This window comes from Streptomyces sp. NPDC058289 (assembly GCF_042880975.1).
Lineage (GTDB): Bacteria > Actinomycetota > Actinomycetes > Streptomycetales > Streptomycetaceae > Streptomyces > Streptomyces stoeckheimensis.
Genome location: NZ_JBHVYI010000062.1, coordinates 1 through 16,919 on the forward strand (window position 1 = coordinate 1; position 16,919 = coordinate 16,919).

Below are 16,919 nucleotides of genomic sequence, written 5' to 3' on the forward strand. Positions count from 1 at the left end.
GGGGCAGGCAACATCCAGCCTCGCCGGCGTTTGAGGAGCGGGGGTCCGGGGCGGAGCCCCAGAGTCTTTGCGGGTCCGGGCAGCGCCCGGGGAACGGTGGAAGGGCGGGTAGGGGACTTCTGCCCTGCGCAGCGGCGACGGGCGCTGCGGGGACTTCGGCCCGCGTAGCGGGACACCCTTGGGCGGGGCCGGGAGGGTCAGGCGCGCAGGGCGTCCAGTTGGGACGTGAGCCACTGGGTCGGGGGGAGGGCCGTGGCCGCCACCGCGAGTCGCTTCGTGCGGTCCGCACGCTCCGCCGCCGGCATGGAGAGGGCGGCGTGCAAGGCCTCCGCGGTGGCCGTCACGTCGTACGGGTTCACCGTCAGCGCATCCGCGCGGAGCTCCTCGTGCGCCCCCGCCCCGGTGGACAGCACCAGCACGCACCCCGCCTCCGAGACCACCGGGATCTCCTTCGCGACGAGGTTCATGCCGTCCCGCACGGGATTGACCAGCGCCACGTCCGCCAGCCGGTACGCCGCCAGCGACCGCGCGAAGTCGTCCTCGACGGAGACCAGCACCGGCTGCCAGTCGGCCGTGCCGAACTCCGTGTTGATCGCCGCCGCCAGCTCCCGCACCGACTCGGTGTACTCCCGGTAGACGGTCAGGTCCTGCCGGGACGGGTACGCGGAGGCAAGGTGGACCACCCGCTCCCGCCATTCGGGGTGCACCGTCAGCAGCTCCCGGTACGCCAGCAGCCCGCGCAGGATGTTCTTCGACAGCTCCGTCCGGTCCACCCGGACGATCGTCTTCAGATCGCCGACCTCCGCCCGCAGCGCCGCCAGCTTGTCGTCCACCTCCGGCCGGTGCGCGAGTGCGCGCAGCTCGTCCGCGTCCACGCCGAGGGGGTACGGGGTCACGTCGGTGAACCGGCGCTCCCCGAGCCCGGTCCTGGTATCGGCCGCCTTCCTGTGCCACACCCCGCGCTCCGGGGTTCCGGTCGGGGAGTAGCCCTCCGCGACGCCGCTCGCGTCGTCCATGCCCGCGCCGTTGACGAAGTTGAACGCCCACCTCCACGTGTGGAACCCCAGCCGGTCCGCCCCGAGCATCCCCCAGACCAACTGGGTCCGGATGTCGCCCGGGAGCATGTTCATGAACTCCGTCGAGGCCCACGGCGTGTGCGTGAAGTGTCCGATCCGCAGGTCGGGGCGGAGCTCCCGGAGCATTCCGGGGGCCAGGGCCAGGTGGTAGTCCTGGATCAGGACCGCCGCCCCCTCGGCCGCCTCCTCCGCGAGCGCCGCCGCGAAGGCCTCGTTGTACGTGACGTACGAAGCCCAGCGCCGCCGGAACTCCGCGTCGAAGACCGGCTCGCGCGGGATCTCGTACAGGTGGTGGTGGAGGAACCACAGCACCGAGTTCGCGATGCCGTTGTACGCGCCGTCGTAGACCTCCGGGTCGATCGGCAGCATCCGTACGCCCGGCTCGGCGACTCCCCGTCGTACCGCCTCCCGGTCCGCGTCCGACAGCGCCGCGCAGATCCACAGCGCCCCGGGTTGCTCCGCGAGGGCGGTGGAGAGGCCGGAGACGAGGCCGCCCCCGCCGCGGCGGGCACTGAGCGTGCCGTCCGCGGCGAGGGCGTACGAGAGGGGGCCGCGATTCGCGGCTACGAGCACTTGGGAAGCCATGCGGCGAACCTAGCCCGCCTCGCCGCCGGTCAAACGTCAGCGCCTGCGCGTCCGCCTGACCGAGAGGAAGACCACACCGCCGAGTGTCGTGAGCGTGGCGGCCGCCGTGCGGGCTGGTCGAGCGGTGGAGCACGTGGCCGCCTTGAAGCGCTCTCCCGGCTGAGGCCGGGAGATTCCTGCTTACCTTGCGGCAGCGGGCTTGACGCGCTTGGCGCGCCTGACGACTGCCCTTCCGGCAGCCGGACGTTACGCCACGCGACGGCGTGCGTACTCCTCGATGTTCCGCATCGGCGGCCGCTCCTCGGTGTCCACGGCGTAGGTGTGCGGTACGAACCCGTCCGGGCCGCGCTCGAACTGCGTCAGCTCGGGGCGTACGAGGTGCCCGCGCGAGAGCCGCACCTGCGCCGTGCGGTAGATCGCGGCGGCCATCCTGCCCAGGGCCTGGCCGTCCTGGTGCCGGTGCAGCCGTACGCCCACGTCCACCTGGGCCAGCGCGTCCAGCCCGGCCGTGTGCAGCGCGTCCACCAGCAGGCCCAGCTCGACCCCGTAGCCCACGGGGAACGGCAGCCGCTCCAGCAGCTCGCGGCGCACGGCGTACTCGCCGCCGAGCGGCTGGACGAAGCCGGCCAGCTGCGGCCAGTGCAGGTTGAGCAGGGGGCGGGCCACCAGCTCCGTGACCCGGCCGCCCTGGCCGTGGGCCTTGGCGGAGGTGAGGCCGGTCGGGTCGCTGAACTCCTGGCCGAGGGGGCGGTCGTACATCGCCTTGACGAACCGCACGTCCGGATCGGTCAGCAGCGGGCCGACGATTCCCGACACGAAGGTGGCCGAGAAATCGCGCAGGTCGGCGTCCACGAAGCAGACGATGTCACCGGTGGTGGCCAGCAGTGAGCGCCACAGCACCTCGCCCTTGCCGGGCAGCGCCGGTATCCGCGGCAGGACCTCGTCGCGGTGCACCACCCGGGCTCCGGCCTTGGCCGCGACCTCCGCGGTGCGGTCCGTGGAGCCCGAGTCGATCACGACGAGCTCGTCCACCAGCGGCACCGGCAGGCCCTCGATCAGATCGCGCCGGATCACCTCGACGATCGCGCCGACCGTCGCCTCCTCGTTCAGCGCCGGCAACACCACGCTCACCGTGGTCCCCGCTGCCCGCTTGGCGGAAAGCAGCTGGCCGAGCGGTCGGTCGGCGGCGGACCAGGAGCGGTCTGCCAACCAGCGCTCCACCTCTTCCAGCACCTTCAGCACTCCCTGGTTCTTCACTGGTTTGGACCGAAATGTGATCCATCTCGCGGTTCGGACGGCTGTCTCAACCACCCGGGCCTTCGGTTACAGTCTTGAACAACGCGATGGTCCACCGCATGCCGGGGGGCCCGCGTACAAACGCACCGGCGCGCCACAGAGCGCGTGTGCCGGTGCCATACCGCTCATCCAGAGGGGCAGAGGGACACGGCCCGTTGAAGCCCCGGCAACCCTCCAGTCGGTTCTCGCGATCGCGCATTCCAGCGCCGCAGCGAGGTCCCCGGCTAGGGAAGGTGCCAATTCCGTCTCATGGCGAAGTGCGCCATGGGGAAGATGAGGAGAAAGGGCCTCGCCATCATGGCTGCACAGTCTGTCGCAACCTCTGCCGAAACCGTTGAAATCAATGCGTCCGGCACCTCTGTCGATCTCGGTCCCGCCACCGGCCTTTCCTGTCGTGAGTGCGGTACCCGCTTCGAGCTCGGCCCGATCTTCGCCTGCGCCGAGTGCTTCGGACCGCTCGAAGTCGCCTACGAGCTGCCCCTGGGCGACCCGGAAGCCCTGCGCGCCGCCATCGAGGCCGGCCCGAACAACATCTGGCGCTACGCGCCGCTGCTGCCCGTCCCGGCGGACGTGGCCTCCAAGCCGAGCCTGAACCCCGGCTTCACCAAGCTCGTGGACGCGGCCAACCTGGCCAAGGAGCTCGGCGTCACCGGCAAGCTGTACGTCAAGGACGACTCCGGCAACCCGACGCACTCCTTCAAGGACCGCGTCGTGGCCATCGCCGTCGAGGCCGCCCGCGCCTTCGGCTTCACCACCCTCTCCTGTTCCTCCACCGGCAACCTGGCCGGCGCCGTCGGCGCCGCGGCCGCCCGCGCCGGCTTCCGCTCCTGCGTGTTCATCCCGCACGACCTGGAGCAGGGCAAGGTCGTCATGGCCGGTGTCTACGGTGGCGACCTGGTCGGCATCGAGGGCAACTACGACGACGTCAACCGCTTCTGCTCCGAGCTCATCGGCGACCCGCTGGGCGAGGGCTGGGGCTTCGTCAACGTCAACCTGCGCCCGTACTACGGCGAGGGTTCCAAGACCTTGGCGTACGAGATCTGCGAGCAGCTCGGCTGGCAGCTGCCCGACCAGATCGTCATCCCGATCGCGTCCGGCTCGCAGCTCACGAAGATCGACAAGGGTCTGCAGGAGCTGATCAAGCTCGGCCTCGTCGAGGACAAGCCGTACAAGATCTTCGGCGCCCAGGCCGAGGGCTGCTCGCCCGTCTCGACCGCCTTCAAGGCCGGTCACGAGGTGGTCCGCCCGCAGAAGCCGAACACCATCGCCAAGTCGCTGGCCATCGGCAACCCGGCGGACGGCCCGTACGTCCTGGACATCGCGCGCCGCACCGGCGGGTACGTCGAGGACGTCAACGACACCCAGGTCGTCGAGGCCATCAAGCTGCTCGCGCAGACCGAGGGCATCTTCGCCGAGACCGCGGGCGGCGTGACCGTCGGCGTGACGAAGAAGCTCGTCGAGAACGGGCAGCTCGACCCCACGCTGACCACCGTGATCCTGAACACCGGTGACGGCCTCAAGACCCTGGAGGCGGTGGCCGAAGGTGGTGGCCAGACCGCCACCATCCGCCCCAGCCTGGACGCGTTCCGCGCCGCCAACCTGGCCTGATCTCTCCCTCCCTGCACACCGGAAAGGCAGTAGCGCCATGAGCGTCAACGTCCGCATCCCCACCATCCTGCGCACCTACACCGGCGGCCAGGCCGAGGTCGCCGCCGAGGGTGCGACCCTCGAAGAGGTCATCCAGTCCCTGGAGGCCAGCCACCCCGGCATCGCCGCGCGCGTCCTGGACGACCAGGGCAAGCTGCGCCGCTTCGTCAACGTCTACGTCAACGACGACGACGTGCGCTTCGAGGGCGGGCTGCAGACGTCCACTCCGGACGGCGCCGGCATCTCGATCATCCCCGCCGTCGCGGGCGGCTGCTGAGGCTCGTCGGGCTTCGTGGGCCTTCGTAGGGCTTCGTAACACTTCGTAGAAACTGAATTCCCCCCTCCGTTACCAAACGGAGGGGGGAATTCTGCTTGGTTGGGCGCGGTAGGGTTGGGGAAGTCCCCTCCGCTGTTCTTGCCCGCCGCATATGAGCGGGTCGCGCGAGGGTTGACATTGAGTCAACATGCAAGTGCGCTATGGGTCGTTGGCGGCGTTTGTCCGGCCCGAGTTGCCCTGGAATATTCCTGGTTTTCACCCTATTTCAATCTTTTGGTGTGTCCAGAATTCTCGTCGGAATGACCTGTTGCAGACAGCAGCGGTGCGGATACATTCAGCCCCGGTCGAGGCGTTCCGGCGCAAGTTCTGACCCGGGACCGCGAAGTGCGGTCCTGCGCAAGGGCCAGTAATAGGGGAGTTAGGCATGGCTCAGGGCACCGTCAAGTGGTTCAACGCGGAGAAGGGCTACGGCTTCATCGCGGTCGACGGTGGTGCGGATGTGTTCGTCCACTACAGCGCCATCCAGATGGACGGGTACCGCACCCTTGAAGAAGGTCAGCGGGTCGAATTCGAGATCTCGCAGGGCCAGAAGGGTCCGCAGGCGGACATGGTCAAGCTCGCCGCCGGCTAGTCCGACCGCGATCGACCACCGACACGTACGCGGTCGCGCACAGCGGCCGCGCACGACGGCACAACGGCATATGTACGAGGGGCCCACATCCTGGACACGGGATGCGGGCCCCTCGTGCGTGGCGGCTCCGGAGCCCTTGCGGCGTCTGGGTGTTCATCCCGGGTTGCTCGAAGCCGCTTGCACTCGGGGGGGTCGAGTGCTAATCATTGGCGTTAGCACTCTCCGGGTGAGAGTGCTACTAAACGAGGACCGGGTCGGTGAGGCCCGCAGGGTCCGGTGGGAAGGAACCGCCGGGCACGCAGGCCGTCCGTCGCGGGCGCGGGCGCGGTCCGGGAGCAATCCACCGCTGTCCGGGAGGACCACTTCAGATGGCCAAGATCATTGCGTTCGACGAGGAGGCCCGCCGCGGCCTCGAGCGTGGGATGAACCAGCTCGCCGACGCCGTCAAGGTCACCCTTGGCCCCAAGGGTCGCAACGTCGTCCTTGAGAAGAAGTGGGGCGCGCCCACGATCACCAACGATGGTGTCTCCATCGCCAAGGAGATCGAGCTCGAGGACCCGTACGAGAAGATCGGCGCCGAGCTGGTCAAGGAAGTCGCCAAGAAGACGGACGACGTCGCCGGCGACGGTACGACCACCGCCACCGTTCTCGCCCAGGCGCTCGTCCGCGAGGGTCTGCGCAACGTGGCCGCCGGTGCGAACCCGATGGCCCTCAAGCGCGGTATCGAGAAGGCCGTCGAGGCCGTCTCCGCCGCCCTGCTGGCGCAGGCCAAGGACGTCGAGACCAAGGAGCAGATCGCTTCGACGGCCTCCATCTCCGCCGCCGACACCCAGATCGGCGAGCTCATCGCCGAGGCCATGGACAAGGTCGGCAAGGAAGGCGTCATCACGGTCGAGGAGTCGCAGACCTTCGGCCTGGAGCTCGAGCTCACCGAGGGCATGCGCTTCGACAAGGGCTACATCTCGGCGTACTTCGCCACCGACATGGAGCGCATGGAGTCGTCCCTCGACGACCCGTACATCCTGATCGTCAACTCCAAGATCGGCTCGGTCAAGGACCTGCTGCCGCTCCTGGAGAAGGTCATGCAGTCCGGCAAGCCGCTGCTGATCATCGCCGAGGACGTCGAGGGCGAGGCGCTCTCCACCCTCGTCGTCAACAAGATCCGCGGCACCTTCAAGTCCGTCGCCGTCAAGGCCCCGGGCTTCGGTGACCGTCGCAAGGCCATGCTCGGCGACATCGCCATCCTCACGGGCGGCACGGTCATCTCCGAGGAGGTCGGCCTCAAGCTCGAGAACGCCGGTCTCGACCTGCTCGGCCGCGCCCGCAAGGTCGTCATCACCAAGGACGAGACCACCATCGTCGACGGTGCCGGTGACAGCGACCAGGTCCAGGGTCGCGTCAACCAGATCCGCGCCGAGATCGAGAACTCCGACTCGGACTACGACCGCGAGAAGCTGCAGGAGCGCCTGGCGAAGCTCGCCGGCGGTGTTGCGGTCATCAAGGCCGGCGCCGCGACCGAGGTCGAGCTCAAGGAGCGCAAGCACCGCATCGAGGACGCCGTTCGCAACGCGAAGGCGGCCGTCGAAGAGGGCATCGTCGCCGGTGGCGGCGTGGCCCTGCTGCAGGCCTCCTCGGTCTTCGACAAGCTCGAGCTCACCGGCGACGAGGCGACCGGCGCCAACGCCGTCAAGCTCGCGCTGGAGGCCCCGCTCAAGCAGATCGCCGTCAACGGTGGTCTCGAGGGTGGCGTCGTCGTGGAGAAGGTCCGCAACCTGCAGATCGGTTGGGGCCTGAACGCCGCGACCGGCGAGTACGTCGACATGATCGCGTCGGGCATCATCGACCCGGCGAAGGTCACCCGCTCTGCCCTGCAGAACGCGGCGTCGATCGCGGCCCTCTTCCTCACCACCGAGGCCGTCATCGCTGACAAGCCCGAGAAGGCCGGCGCCGGTGCCGGCGGCGGCATGCCGGGCGGCGACATGGACTTCTGATCCACCCCCGGGCTCCGGCCCGAAGGTAGATCGGCTGTTCTTCACGTACCGAGGGCGGCACCCCTTCCTGACGGAGGGGGTGCCGCCCTCGGGCGTTTTCGCGCGAGGCGGCCGGCAGCGTAAGACGTTTCGTCTTACGTCGATGTCATGGCTGACACCGTGACGATCCGCACCGACTCGGAGACCGAGCACGCCCCGGCTGTTCTCACGCGGGACGGCAGCTCGCGATCCGTGGCCGTCAGAGCGGCCGAAGCTGGTCCACGCGGAATCCGAGTCGCAGGCATTGCGTGAGTGGCTCGATGAAAGAGCGGAGACGGGTTGGGCCAGTATCGATCTTGATCCCGGCATCCGCATTCTCGCCCAAACCGTGCGGCCGGCCACGGTTCGAAGCCTCGACGCCGTCCATCTGGCGCCGGCGCTCAGCATCGGAGAGCGGCTGACCTCGTTCGTGACGTACGACAAGCGCCTGGCCGATGCCGCACGGGATGCCGGACTGATCGTCGATGCGCCGTCATGACCTGGTTGACTGCATGACATGACTGATGTGTTCGTCAAGATCTGCGGGCTCAAGACCGCGCACGACGTCGAGGTGGCCGTGGCCGCCGGAGCCGATGCCGTCGGCTTCGTCTTCGCGCCCGGGAGCCCGCGTACGGTCGACGCCGCCGCCGCGCGGGAGCTGGCCGCGGGGGTGCCGGACGGGGTGCTCACCGTGGGGGTGTTCCGGGGGCAGTCCGTCGCCGAGGTGCGGCGGTTCGCCGAGGAGAGCGGCGTACGGGGCGTGCAGCTGCACGGCGAGGAGGGCCCGGAGGACTTCGCGGCGCTGCGCGCCGAGGGGCGCACACTGCTGCGGGCGACGGCGCAGCACGTGGAGCGCTGCGGGGAGTACGGGGAGGACCTGCTGCTCCTCGACGCCCCGGACCCGGGCTCCGGCAAGCCGTGGAACTGGGGCTCGGCGGAGTTCGCCGCCCCCGCGGGCCGCTGGCTCCTGGCGGGCGGGCTGACGCCGGCCAACGTGGGTGAGGCCGTCACGGTCACCGGCGCGTGGGGTGTGGACGTGTCCAGCGGTGTGGAGAGCGAGCGCGGGGTCAAGTCCCCCGATCTCATCCGCGCTTTCGTCGCGGCCGCCCGTGGGGCGGGGCCCCGCCGGGGCTGAGCGGCGGAGGCGGCGGGTGTGCGTGTGCCGCTGCGCGGGGCGAAGTCCCCTACCCGCCCTTCCACCGTTCCCCGGGCGCTGCCCGGACCCCGGTCCTCAAGCGCCGGACGGGCTGGGGGGGTACCGGGCTGCGCCCGGACCCCCTGGGGCTCCGCCCCGGACCCCGGTCCTCAAGCGCGGGACGGCTGGATTGGCTTCGCCCCGGACTCTGGTTTTCGAGCGCGGGACGGCTGGATTGGGCTGAGCGGGCTGGTCGGCTGTTCGACTGCCGATCGCCCACGTCGAAAGCTGGTCCCCGGGGAAACGCGCACGCATCCTCGCCGCCGTCGCCCCGTCCCTGCTGGTGGCTGCCCTCGGCAGCACGCCCCGGTCCGCAGGACGCGTCTCTTCGGCCCCGACGACCGTCCCCCGAGGCCCGCCCGCTAGGGCCTGTCGCGTCAGGCCAGCGAGTCGATCCAGCGCTCCAGGCGACGCCCTTCCGCGGCCATCAGTTCCGGGTCGCGGAAGGTGTTCGTGAGCAGCGAGATGCCCTGGTAGGAGGCGATCAGGGCGACCGCCAGCTCGCGCGCGTCCGCGGTGCGGCCCAGCGCGAGGAACTGCTGCTCGGCCCAGTCGAGCAGCACCCGCATGACGGTGGCGAGGGTCTGGTCGAGGCCGTCGTCGCGCTTGTCGAGTTCGGAGGCGAGCGAGCCGGTGGGGCAGCCGTAGCGGGCGGTGAGCTCGCGCTGTTCGACCCAGCCGGCGAGGAGGGCCTTCAGGCGGTCCTGCGGGGTGGGGAGCTCGTCGAGGGCGCTGATCATGCCCGCCAGGGTCTGCGCGTGGGCGTCGATGGCCGCTTCGACCAGTTGGTCCTTGGTCTTGAAGTAGTAGTAGACGTTGCCGAGCGGCACGTCGGCCGCGCGCGCGATGTCGGCGATCGTCGTCTTCTCCATGCCCTGTTCGTGCAGGACCCGGGCCGCAGCCGCGGCGAGGCGTTCGCGCTTGCCGCCGCGCTTGGCCCGCGGGCGGTCCGGCCGGGCTTCCGGGGCCGCTTCGACGGCATCTGAGTAAGTCACCTGACTAAGTGTAGACGGGCGTCGCCCGGCGGGCTATGGTCGTGCCAGGAGTTAGTCAGTCGACTAACTCACTTCACAGGTGGGAGCCTTTCATGATCGTCATCAAGGGTGCGACCGGGAACGTCGGCGGCGAACTGGTACGGATCCTCGCGGCGGCGGGGGAGCAGGTCACGGCCGTCTCCCGCCGGGCACCGGAGGAGGCCCTGCCCCAGGGCGTCCGCCACCACCGGGCCGACCTCGCCGAGCCGCAGAGCCTGCGGCCCGCCCTCGCCGGGGCCGGGGCCCTGTTCCTGCTCGTCGCCGGCGAGGATCCGCAGGCGGTCCTCGACCTGGCCGCGGAGGCCGGCGTACGCAGGGTCGTGCTGCTGTCCTCGCAGGGTGTCGGGACCCGGCCCGAGCAGTACGGGCATCCGGCCGCCTTCGAGGAGGCCGTCCGCCGCTCGGGTCTGGAGTGGACGGTCCTGCGCTCGGGCGGGCTCGACTCCAATGCCTTCGCCTGGGCCGAGTCGATCCGTACGCACCGCACGGCCGCCGCACCCTTCGGGGACGTCGGGCTGCCGACGGTCGACCCGGCCGACGTGGCGGAGGTCGCGGCGGCCGTCCTGCGGGACGCCGGGCACTCGGGCCGCACGTACGACCTGACCGGCCCGGCCCCGGTCACCCCGCGCGAGCGGGCCGCAGCGATCGCGGGGGCGATCGGCGAGCCCGTGCGGTTCGTGGAGCAGAGCCCCGAGGAGGCGCGGGCGCAGATGCTGACCTTCATGCCCGAGCCGGCGGTGGACGGCACGCTGTCCATCCTGGGCGCCCCGGTCCCCGCCGAACGGGCCGTCAGCCCGGCCGTCGAGCGGATCCTCGGCCGGGCCCCGCGCCCCTTCGCCGCCTGGGCGGACCGCACGGCGGCGGCCTTCCGCTGACCGCATCCGGCCCGGTCCCGCATCGCATCCGCCGACGTCGCCTTCCCTTCTCCCCCTTCTCCGCAGGAGCAGCAGCCATGCCCGTACAGCCCGTACTCGACTCGACGATCCACTACCGGGAAGCCGGTGCGCGGACCGGTGTGCCCGTGGTCTTCCTGCACGGGAACCCCACCTCCTCCCATCTCTGGAACGAGGTCCTGCCCGCCCTCGGCGGCCCCGGCCGGCTGCTCGCACCGGACCTGATCGGCATGGGGGACTCGGGCAAGCCCGCCATCGGCTACGACTTCGCCGACCACGCCCGCTACCTCGACGCCTGGTTCGACGCGCTCGGCCTGGACGAGGTGGTCCTGGTCGGGCACGACTGGGGCGGCGCACTCGCCTTCGACTGGGCCGCCCGGCATCCGGGGCGGGTACGCGGGATCGCGTTCACCGAAACCATCGTCAAGCCGATGAGCTGGGAGGAGTTCCCCGAAGGCGGCCGCGAACTGTTCAGGGCGATCAAGACGCCCGGCGTCGGGGAAGCGATGATCCTCGACGAGAACGCCTTCATCGAGCAGGCGCTGCCCGGCAGCGTCGCCCGCCCGCTGGACCCCCGCGACCTGGACGCGTACAGGGCCCCGTACCCGACGAGGGAGAGCCGGCGCCCGCTGCTCCAGTGGGCGCGGTCGATGCCGCTGGGCGGGGAGCCCGCCGAGGTGGTGGCCCGCGTGGCGGCGTACGGCGACTGGCTCGCGGCCGGTCCGGACGTGCCCAAGCTGCTGCTGACCTTCGCTCCCGGACCCGGGGCGATGACGGGGCCGGAGACCGTCGAGTGGTGCGTGGCGAACATGGCGGGCCTGGAGCTCGCCCGGCACGACGACGTGCCGGCCGGGCACCACACCCCCCAGGACCACCCGCTGCTGGTCGCGGCGGCGGTGCGGGAGTGGGCGGAGCGGCACGGGCTGTGGGGATGAGCCGGTTGCCGAGCCGGTTGCCCCGAGCGGCGAGGAGGGGGCGAAGGGCGGGCAGCGCGGGTCTTCCGTCCCTCCGGCGACGGACGTAGGTCCCTGTCCGTGGGCCTTCCGCCCCGGGGAGACTTCGCATCATGGACACTCTGGATTCGGTGATCGTCAACGTCAACGATCACCTCTGGACCTACCTGCTGATTCCGCTGGTGGTCGGTGCGGGCCTGTACTTCACGGTCCGCTCCCGGGGTGTGCAGCTGCGCCTGCTTCCCGAGATGTTCCGGGTGGTGAAGGAGAAGACCCCGCCGCGCGCCGACGGCCGCAAGCAGGTCTCGTCCTTCGGCGCCTTCACGATCTCGGCCGCCGCGCGCGTCGGTACCGGCAACATCGCGGGTGTCGCCGCCGCCATCACGCTGGGCGGCGCGGGCGCCGTCTTCTGGATGTGGATGATGGCGCTGATCGGCGCGGCCTCCGCCTTCGTGGAATCGGCGCTCGCCCAGCTCTACAAGGTGCGCAACGCCGGCGGCGCCTACCGGGGCGGCCCCGCGTACTACATGCAGCGGGCGCTCGGTAAACGCTGGCTCGGGGTGCTCTTCGCGGTGACGATCACCGTCACCTTCGGCTTCGTCTTCAACGCCGTACAGGCCAACACCATCACCGCCGTGGCTTCGGGCTCCCTCGCCGACGCGGACGGCTCGAACTGGTTCGGCCCCTCCCTCGGCGTGCTGCTGGCCGCCCTGCTGGGCCTGGCCGTCTTCGGCGGGGTCAAGCGGATCTCGTCCATCACCACGGTGCTGGTGCCGGTGATGGCGATCGTGTACCTCCTCCTCGGCGCGGCGGTGGTCCTCCTCAACATCACCGAGTTCCCCCGGGTCATCGCGGACATCGTCGGCGGCGCCTTCGGCTTCCGCGAGCTGGCGGCCGGCGGCATCGGCGCGGCGATCCAGCAGGGCATCCGGCGCGGCATGTTCTCCAACGAGGCGGGGCTCGGCTCGGCCCCGAACGCGGGCGCCGCCGCCGAGGTCTCGCACCCGGTCAAGCAGGGCCTCGTACAGTCCCTGGGCGTCTTCTTCGACACCCTCCTCGTCTGCACGATGACGGCCTTCATCGTCCTCGTCAGCAACCCGGAGCTGTCGGGCCGCCAGGGCGCGGACCTGACGCAGACCGCGCTCAGCGACACGCTGGGCGGGTGGGCCGGCCACCTCCTGACCGGCGTCGTCTTCATGCTCGCCTTCAGCAGCATGATCGGGAACTACTACTACGGCGAGACCAACATCCAGTTCATCACCCGCAAGCGATGGGTCCTGCCGGGATACCGGGTGCTCGTCCTGTCGGCGGTCGTCCTGGGCTCCCTCGGCTCGGTGTCGGTCGTCTGGAACCTGGCGGACGTGTTCATGGGCCTCATGGCCCTGATCAACCTGGCCGCGATCATCCCGCTGTCGGCCATCGCCTTCCGCCTCCTGGACGACTACCTCGCCCAGCGCCGGGCGGGCCTGGAGCCGGTCTTCACCCGGGACCGCATGCCTGACCTGAAGGGCGTCCAGTGCTGGGACCCGATCCGCACGACGGTCCCGTCGGCGCAGGCCCCGGAACGGGTGTAGTGGGGGGCCTGCGCCACTCGATCGTGGGACGGGGAAGGCAAGCGCCCGCCACCCGTCGGCGGCCCGCCCTACCCTCCCTGGCATATGCCATGACAGAGGGGGATCGCAATGACCGCAGCCACGCCCGAGCCCGGCCGCTACGCCGACGGTCACACGTGGGAGTACCTGCTGCGGACCTGGTGCGACCTGGACGTGCCGAAGGGCTGGCGGGCCGAGATCGACGGCGGCCGGATCACCTTGGCGCCGCCGCCCCACCGCCACCACCACGCCGTCGCGGCCACGGTGCAGCGTGCCCTGTACGAGGTCGTGCCGCCGGAGTGGGGTGTCTACCAGTGGCTCGGCATCCACATCGCCGCCCTGGACAAGCTCTACGTTCCGGACCTCGTGGTCGCCCCGGCCGCCCTGGTCGATGACGTGGAGGCCGAGGTCTCGGACCCCGTGGACGCGGCCGATGCGCTGGTCGTCGCGGAGATCACCTCCAAGAGCAACGCCGAGGACGACCGGAAGAAGAAGCTCTGGGCCTACGCCCACGCCCCCGTCCCGGTCTACCTGCTCATCGATCGCTTCGACGAGCACGGCCCCACGGCGACGCTGTTCACCGAACCGGAGAAGGGCGCCTACAAGCACGCGGTCCGGGTCGCCTTCGGCGATGAGTTGCGGCTCCCCGAGCCCTTCGCGCTGACGCTCGACACGGGGAGCTTCCCGCACTGATCCGCCACTGATCCGCCTGGACCGCCGGGCCGGAGACGGCGACCGGGCCGCCGGCTCGACCGAGGTCACGACCGCCGTCGACCGCAGGGAGTCGACCTGGTCGGGGGAGAGGCGGGCGCTGAAACCGTTCAGGGCGTGGCGGTAGGGACTCTGACCGGGGGCGCGGCGGCGTGCTCACGCAGCGGCGCGGTTCCACTGCATCCGCGCCCACGGCAGGGCCAGATCGCTCCGGTCCGTCACCTCGCGCGGGGCGAGGGTCGCGATCGGCGCGGCCTCGCGGTGCCTGGCGTAGACGGTGTCGACGTAGCGGTGGCCGGTGTCGGGGGCGATGAAGAGGACCGTGCGGTGGGGCGAGCGCTCGCGCTCGTGGCGGGCGGCGAGGTAGCCGGCGCCGGTCGACAGCCCGGCGAAGACCGCGTGCCGGCGCAGCAGGTCGACGCTGCCGGCCAGGGCCGCGTCGAAGGAGACCCAGTGCAGGGCGTCGTACAGCTCGTGGGAGACGTTCCCGAAGGGAATGGAGCTGCCGATCCCCGCGATGATCATCTCGGTGTCGGTGACGTGTTCGGAGCCGAAGGTGATGCTGCCGTACGGCTGGACGCCGATGAGTTCGATGCGGGAGGTGTCAGCGGCGTCCGCGCGGAGGTAGCGGGTCAGGGCGCCGGTGGAGGCGCCCGAGCCGACCCCGCCGACGACGGTGAGCGCCTCCGTGCCGGTGGCCTCGCGGATCCGGTCGGCGATCGCGCGGTAGCCGAGGTAGTGGACGTCGTCGTGGTACTGGCGCATCCAGTGGTACTCGGGGTGTGCGGCGAGGATCTCGTGGATCCGCTCGACGCGCCGCTTCTGGTCGAGCTTCAGGTCGCTGCACGGCTCCATCTGCTCCAGCGTGGCTCCGAGGACGGCCAGTTGGGTCCGCAGCGTGTGGTCCACCGTGGCCGAGCCGACGATGTGGCAGCGCAGGCCGTACCGGTGGCAGGTCAGGGCCAGGGCGTACGCGTAGATGCCGCTGGAGCTGTCCAGCAGGGTGTCCCCGCGGCGCACGACGCCGGTGTCGAGCAGGTGGCGTACCGCCGCGAGGGCGGAGACCACCTTCATCGTTTCAAAGCGCAGGCAGACGAGCCGGTCGTCGAGGCGTATCAGGTCCGGCCGGCCGATCGACTCCGCGATGTGCTGGTCCATGTCCATGGTTCGGGATCTCCTTGGTGGTCGTGCCGGCGCCGGCGAAGGTCGTGAAGGTGCGGGTGGCGGGGATGCCGTGGGCGTCCAGGGCGCGCAGGCAGCCGCGGACGCGGCGGCGCAGCCCGGGTGCGGCCGGATCGAAGAGCACGCCCGCCACCGCGCCGCTGTGCGCGATCTGCACGCCGACCGCCCCGACCCGCCGGGCGAGGACGGCCAGGGCGTCGAACTCCGGATGTCCGAGGACCTGTTGGCCGCGCCGTGCGCTGGCGGTGGCGACCGCGCCGAGCAGCTCCGCGCTGCCGGTGGCCACGGCCCGGCGCAGCAGCGCGCGCAGCCGCTCGTAGGCCCGTACGTCGCTGTCGCCCACCTCGGCCACCGGCAGGGACAGGGTGTCGACGGGCGCGCCCCCGCCGAGGGCGCAGCCCACCACGACCAGCGGCGGCAGGGCCGGGCCGAGGACCTCCAGGACCCGGCCCTCCCGCTGGGCGAACAGCACCGGGCGGCCGCCCAGCATCAGCGGATCGGAGGCGAGTTCGGCGCGTACGGCGAGCCCGGCGACCGTCGAGGGCTCCAACCGCAGTCCGTACGAGTCCGCGACCGCGCGCACGGCTGCGATCACGTCGCTGCTGGAGCTGCCCATGCCCAGGCCCACCGGTATCTCGCCGGTGAGCCGCAACTCCCCGCCGCAGGGCGGCTGACCGGTCCGCCGCGCGCACTCCGCGACGGTGAGGGCCGCGGCCCGCGCCGCCTTCGTGCGGTCGGCGGGTGCGACGGTGAGCGCCTCGGGCTCCGCGCCGGGGCGGCGGACGAACGCGGCGCTGCTGCCGGGGCCCGCCATGGGGAGGGTGACCAGTCCGGCGCACCGGCGCCCGGCGGCGTCGAGGAAGACGCCCTGGAGGATCTCGCCGTGGTGGCAGGGGGCCTGCCCGGTGCCGGTGGCGGTGGAGGTGGCGGTGGAGGTGGCGGTGCCGGGAGCGGTGGCTGCGGCGGCGCCGGGCCTCACGCGCGGCCCGCCGTCCGGTAGCGGTAAAGGACCGTCTCCTCGGCGCTGAACTGCGAGAAGGGGAAGGGCTCCGCGGACAGGGCGGTCACCCCGGAGCCGAGGAAGGCGCGGGCGACGGCGCTGCCGGTCTGTGCGTAGACGACCAGCGGGATGCCGCGGGAGCGGCAGCGCTCCAGGATGGTGTCGAAGGTGCCGTTGCTCAGGGTCATGCCGGTGGCGACGACGGCCTGCGCGCGCTCCAGCACCTCGTGCATGTCGTCGGTGACGGGGTCGCCCCACTGGGTGGCCTTGAGGTTGAGGTCGCAGGGCAGCGGCCGGCCGCCGCGCGCGCGGATCGCCGCCACCAGCGGGTTGACGACGCCGATGAGGCCGACCTCGGCGCCCTCCTCGATGTCGAGCAGTCCGGCGATGGCGGCGTCCCGGGCCCCGGCACGGAGCTCGGGGGTGCCGGCGGGGAGGGTCACGGGCTCCGCGTCGCCCTCCTCGGCCGCCAGGCGGTGGGGGCGGGTCTCGGAGAGGTAGGCGTCGAGGGCGGCGATGCGCAGGGGGCGCGGGGCCTCGCGCAGGAGGACGTCGAGCGGGGTGCCGGAGGAGTCGCGGCAGATCGACGGGTCGATCTCGCCGGCCTCGAACGCGCAGCCGCCGAAGGAGCCGCCGAGGCGGACCAGGACGTACTGGTTGAGGTAGGTGGTGTCGCCGCCGGCCAGGCGGGTGCCGTGGTGGATCCAGAAGACGCTGGTCGCCACGAGCGAGGAGGGCAGCGGGCCGTGCTCGCCGGCCAGTACGGCCTCGACGAGCGCGTCGACCGAGGTCGCGGGGGCGGGGGCGGGGGCGGTGGTGCGGGGCATCGGGTTCATGG

16 protein-coding genes, 1 pseudogene and 1 riboswitch are annotated in these 16,919 nt (G+C 71.4%); of the genes and pseudogenes, 10 read left to right on the forward strand and 7 right to left on the reverse strand.

Going from position 1 to position 16,919, the window contains the following annotated elements:
- Window positions 1-197 precede the first annotated feature (197 nt).
- Window positions 198-1,661 carry a trehalose-6-phosphate synthase gene (locus tag ACFVX6_RS27635; protein WP_389695880.1) on the reverse strand — a complete coding sequence of 488 codons (1,464 nt, stop codon included), beginning with the start codon at window positions 1,659-1,661 and terminating at the stop codon, window positions 198-200.
- Between the two features lie 246 nt (window positions 1,662-1,907).
- Entirely contained in the window at window positions 1,908-2,894 is a 987-nt protein-coding gene (locus tag ACFVX6_RS27640; protein ID WP_389695968.1) for a glucosyl-3-phosphoglycerate synthase, read from the reverse strand.
- A 185-nt stretch (window positions 2,895-3,079) separates the two neighbouring features.
- Window positions 3,080-3,237: riboswitch (SAM riboswitch) on the forward strand.
- Between the two features lie 17 nt (window positions 3,238-3,254).
- Here ACFVX6_RS27640 and thrC point away from each other — a divergent pair.
- From thrC to ACFVX6_RS27670, 6 genes are all read left to right on the forward strand, one after another.
- The gene (gene thrC, locus ACFVX6_RS27645) at window positions 3,255-4,565 is read left to right on the forward strand and encodes a threonine synthase (RefSeq protein ID WP_389695882.1); all 1,311 of its coding nucleotides are present in this window, start codon (window positions 3,255-3,257) and stop codon (window positions 4,563-4,565) included.
- Window positions 4,566-4,602: 37 nt separating this feature from the next.
- Window positions 4,603-4,881: a ubiquitin-like small modifier protein 1 gene (locus ACFVX6_RS27650; RefSeq protein WP_383953156.1), complete on the forward strand. Its 279-nt coding sequence runs from the start codon at window positions 4,603-4,605 to the stop codon at window positions 4,879-4,881.
- A gap of 424 nt (window positions 4,882-5,305) precedes the next feature.
- On the forward strand, window positions 5,306-5,512 hold the full coding sequence (locus tag ACFVX6_RS27655; RefSeq protein ID WP_008743607.1) for a cold-shock protein: 207 nt from the start codon (window positions 5,306-5,308) through the stop codon (window positions 5,510-5,512).
- A gap of 368 nt (window positions 5,513-5,880) precedes the next feature.
- A complete protein-coding gene (gene groL, locus ACFVX6_RS27660; RefSeq protein WP_389695884.1) occupies window positions 5,881-7,503 on the forward strand; it encodes a chaperonin GroEL in 1,623 nt (540 codons plus the stop codon).
- A 283-nt stretch (window positions 7,504-7,786) separates the two neighbouring features.
- The gene (locus ACFVX6_RS27665) at window positions 7,787-8,020 is read left to right on the forward strand and encodes a hypothetical protein (RefSeq protein ID WP_389695886.1); all 234 of its coding nucleotides are present in this window, start codon (window positions 7,787-7,789) and stop codon (window positions 8,018-8,020) included.
- Between the two features lie 18 nt (window positions 8,021-8,038).
- Entirely contained in the window at window positions 8,039-8,656 is a 618-nt protein-coding gene (locus ACFVX6_RS27670; RefSeq protein ID WP_389695888.1) for a phosphoribosylanthranilate isomerase, read from the forward strand.
- Between the two features lie 437 nt (window positions 8,657-9,093).
- Here ACFVX6_RS27670 and ACFVX6_RS27675 read toward each other — a convergent pair whose 3' ends face one another.
- Complete coding sequence (locus ACFVX6_RS27675; protein WP_389695890.1) at window positions 9,094-9,711, reverse strand: TetR/AcrR family transcriptional regulator; 618 nt, start codon at window positions 9,709-9,711, stop codon at window positions 9,094-9,096.
- Window positions 9,712-9,803: 92 nt separating this feature from the next.
- Between ACFVX6_RS27675 and ACFVX6_RS27680 the strand changes: the two genes are divergently transcribed.
- From ACFVX6_RS27680 to ACFVX6_RS27695, 4 genes are all read left to right on the forward strand, one after another.
- Window positions 9,804-10,625: an SDR family oxidoreductase gene (locus ACFVX6_RS27680; protein WP_389695892.1), complete on the forward strand. Its 822-nt coding sequence runs from the start codon at window positions 9,804-9,806 to the stop codon at window positions 10,623-10,625.
- A 77-nt stretch (window positions 10,626-10,702) separates the two neighbouring features.
- The gene (locus ACFVX6_RS27685) at window positions 10,703-11,578 is read left to right on the forward strand and encodes a haloalkane dehalogenase (protein ID WP_389695894.1); all 876 of its coding nucleotides are present in this window, start codon (window positions 10,703-10,705) and stop codon (window positions 11,576-11,578) included.
- A 131-nt stretch (window positions 11,579-11,709) separates the two neighbouring features.
- Complete coding sequence (locus tag ACFVX6_RS27690; RefSeq protein ID WP_389695896.1) at window positions 11,710-13,170, forward strand: alanine/glycine:cation symporter family protein; 1,461 nt, start codon at window positions 11,710-11,712, stop codon at window positions 13,168-13,170.
- Window positions 13,171-13,278: 108 nt separating this feature from the next.
- Window positions 13,279-13,881: a Uma2 family endonuclease gene (locus tag ACFVX6_RS27695; RefSeq protein ID WP_389695898.1), complete on the forward strand. Its 603-nt coding sequence runs from the start codon at window positions 13,279-13,281 to the stop codon at window positions 13,879-13,881.
- Window positions 13,882-13,944: 63 nt separating this feature from the next.
- On the opposite strand, the pseudogene ACFVX6_RS27700 reads toward ACFVX6_RS27695, so the two are convergent.
- The 4 genes and pseudogenes from ACFVX6_RS27700 to ACFVX6_RS27715 form a co-directional block, all read right to left on the reverse strand.
- Window positions 13,945-14,013 (reverse strand): annotated as a pseudogene (locus tag ACFVX6_RS27700) (hypothetical protein); the annotation flags it as partial.
- Between the two features lie 42 nt (window positions 14,014-14,055).
- A complete protein-coding gene (locus ACFVX6_RS27705; RefSeq protein WP_389695970.1) occupies window positions 14,056-15,057 on the reverse strand; it encodes a pyridoxal-phosphate dependent enzyme in 1,002 nt (333 codons plus the stop codon).
- The gene (locus ACFVX6_RS27710) at window positions 14,978-16,060 is read right to left on the reverse strand and encodes a GHMP kinase (RefSeq protein ID WP_389695900.1); all 1,083 of its coding nucleotides are present in this window, start codon (window positions 16,058-16,060) and stop codon (window positions 14,978-14,980) included. The genes ACFVX6_RS27705 and ACFVX6_RS27710 overlap by 80 nt, the downstream gene beginning before the upstream one ends.
- Window positions 16,057-16,917: a Rossmann-like domain-containing protein gene (locus tag ACFVX6_RS27715; protein ID WP_389695902.1), complete on the reverse strand. Its 861-nt coding sequence runs from the start codon at window positions 16,915-16,917 to the stop codon at window positions 16,057-16,059. The genes ACFVX6_RS27710 and ACFVX6_RS27715 overlap by 4 nt, the downstream gene beginning before the upstream one ends.
- Window positions 16,918-16,919: the final 2 nt, after the last annotated feature.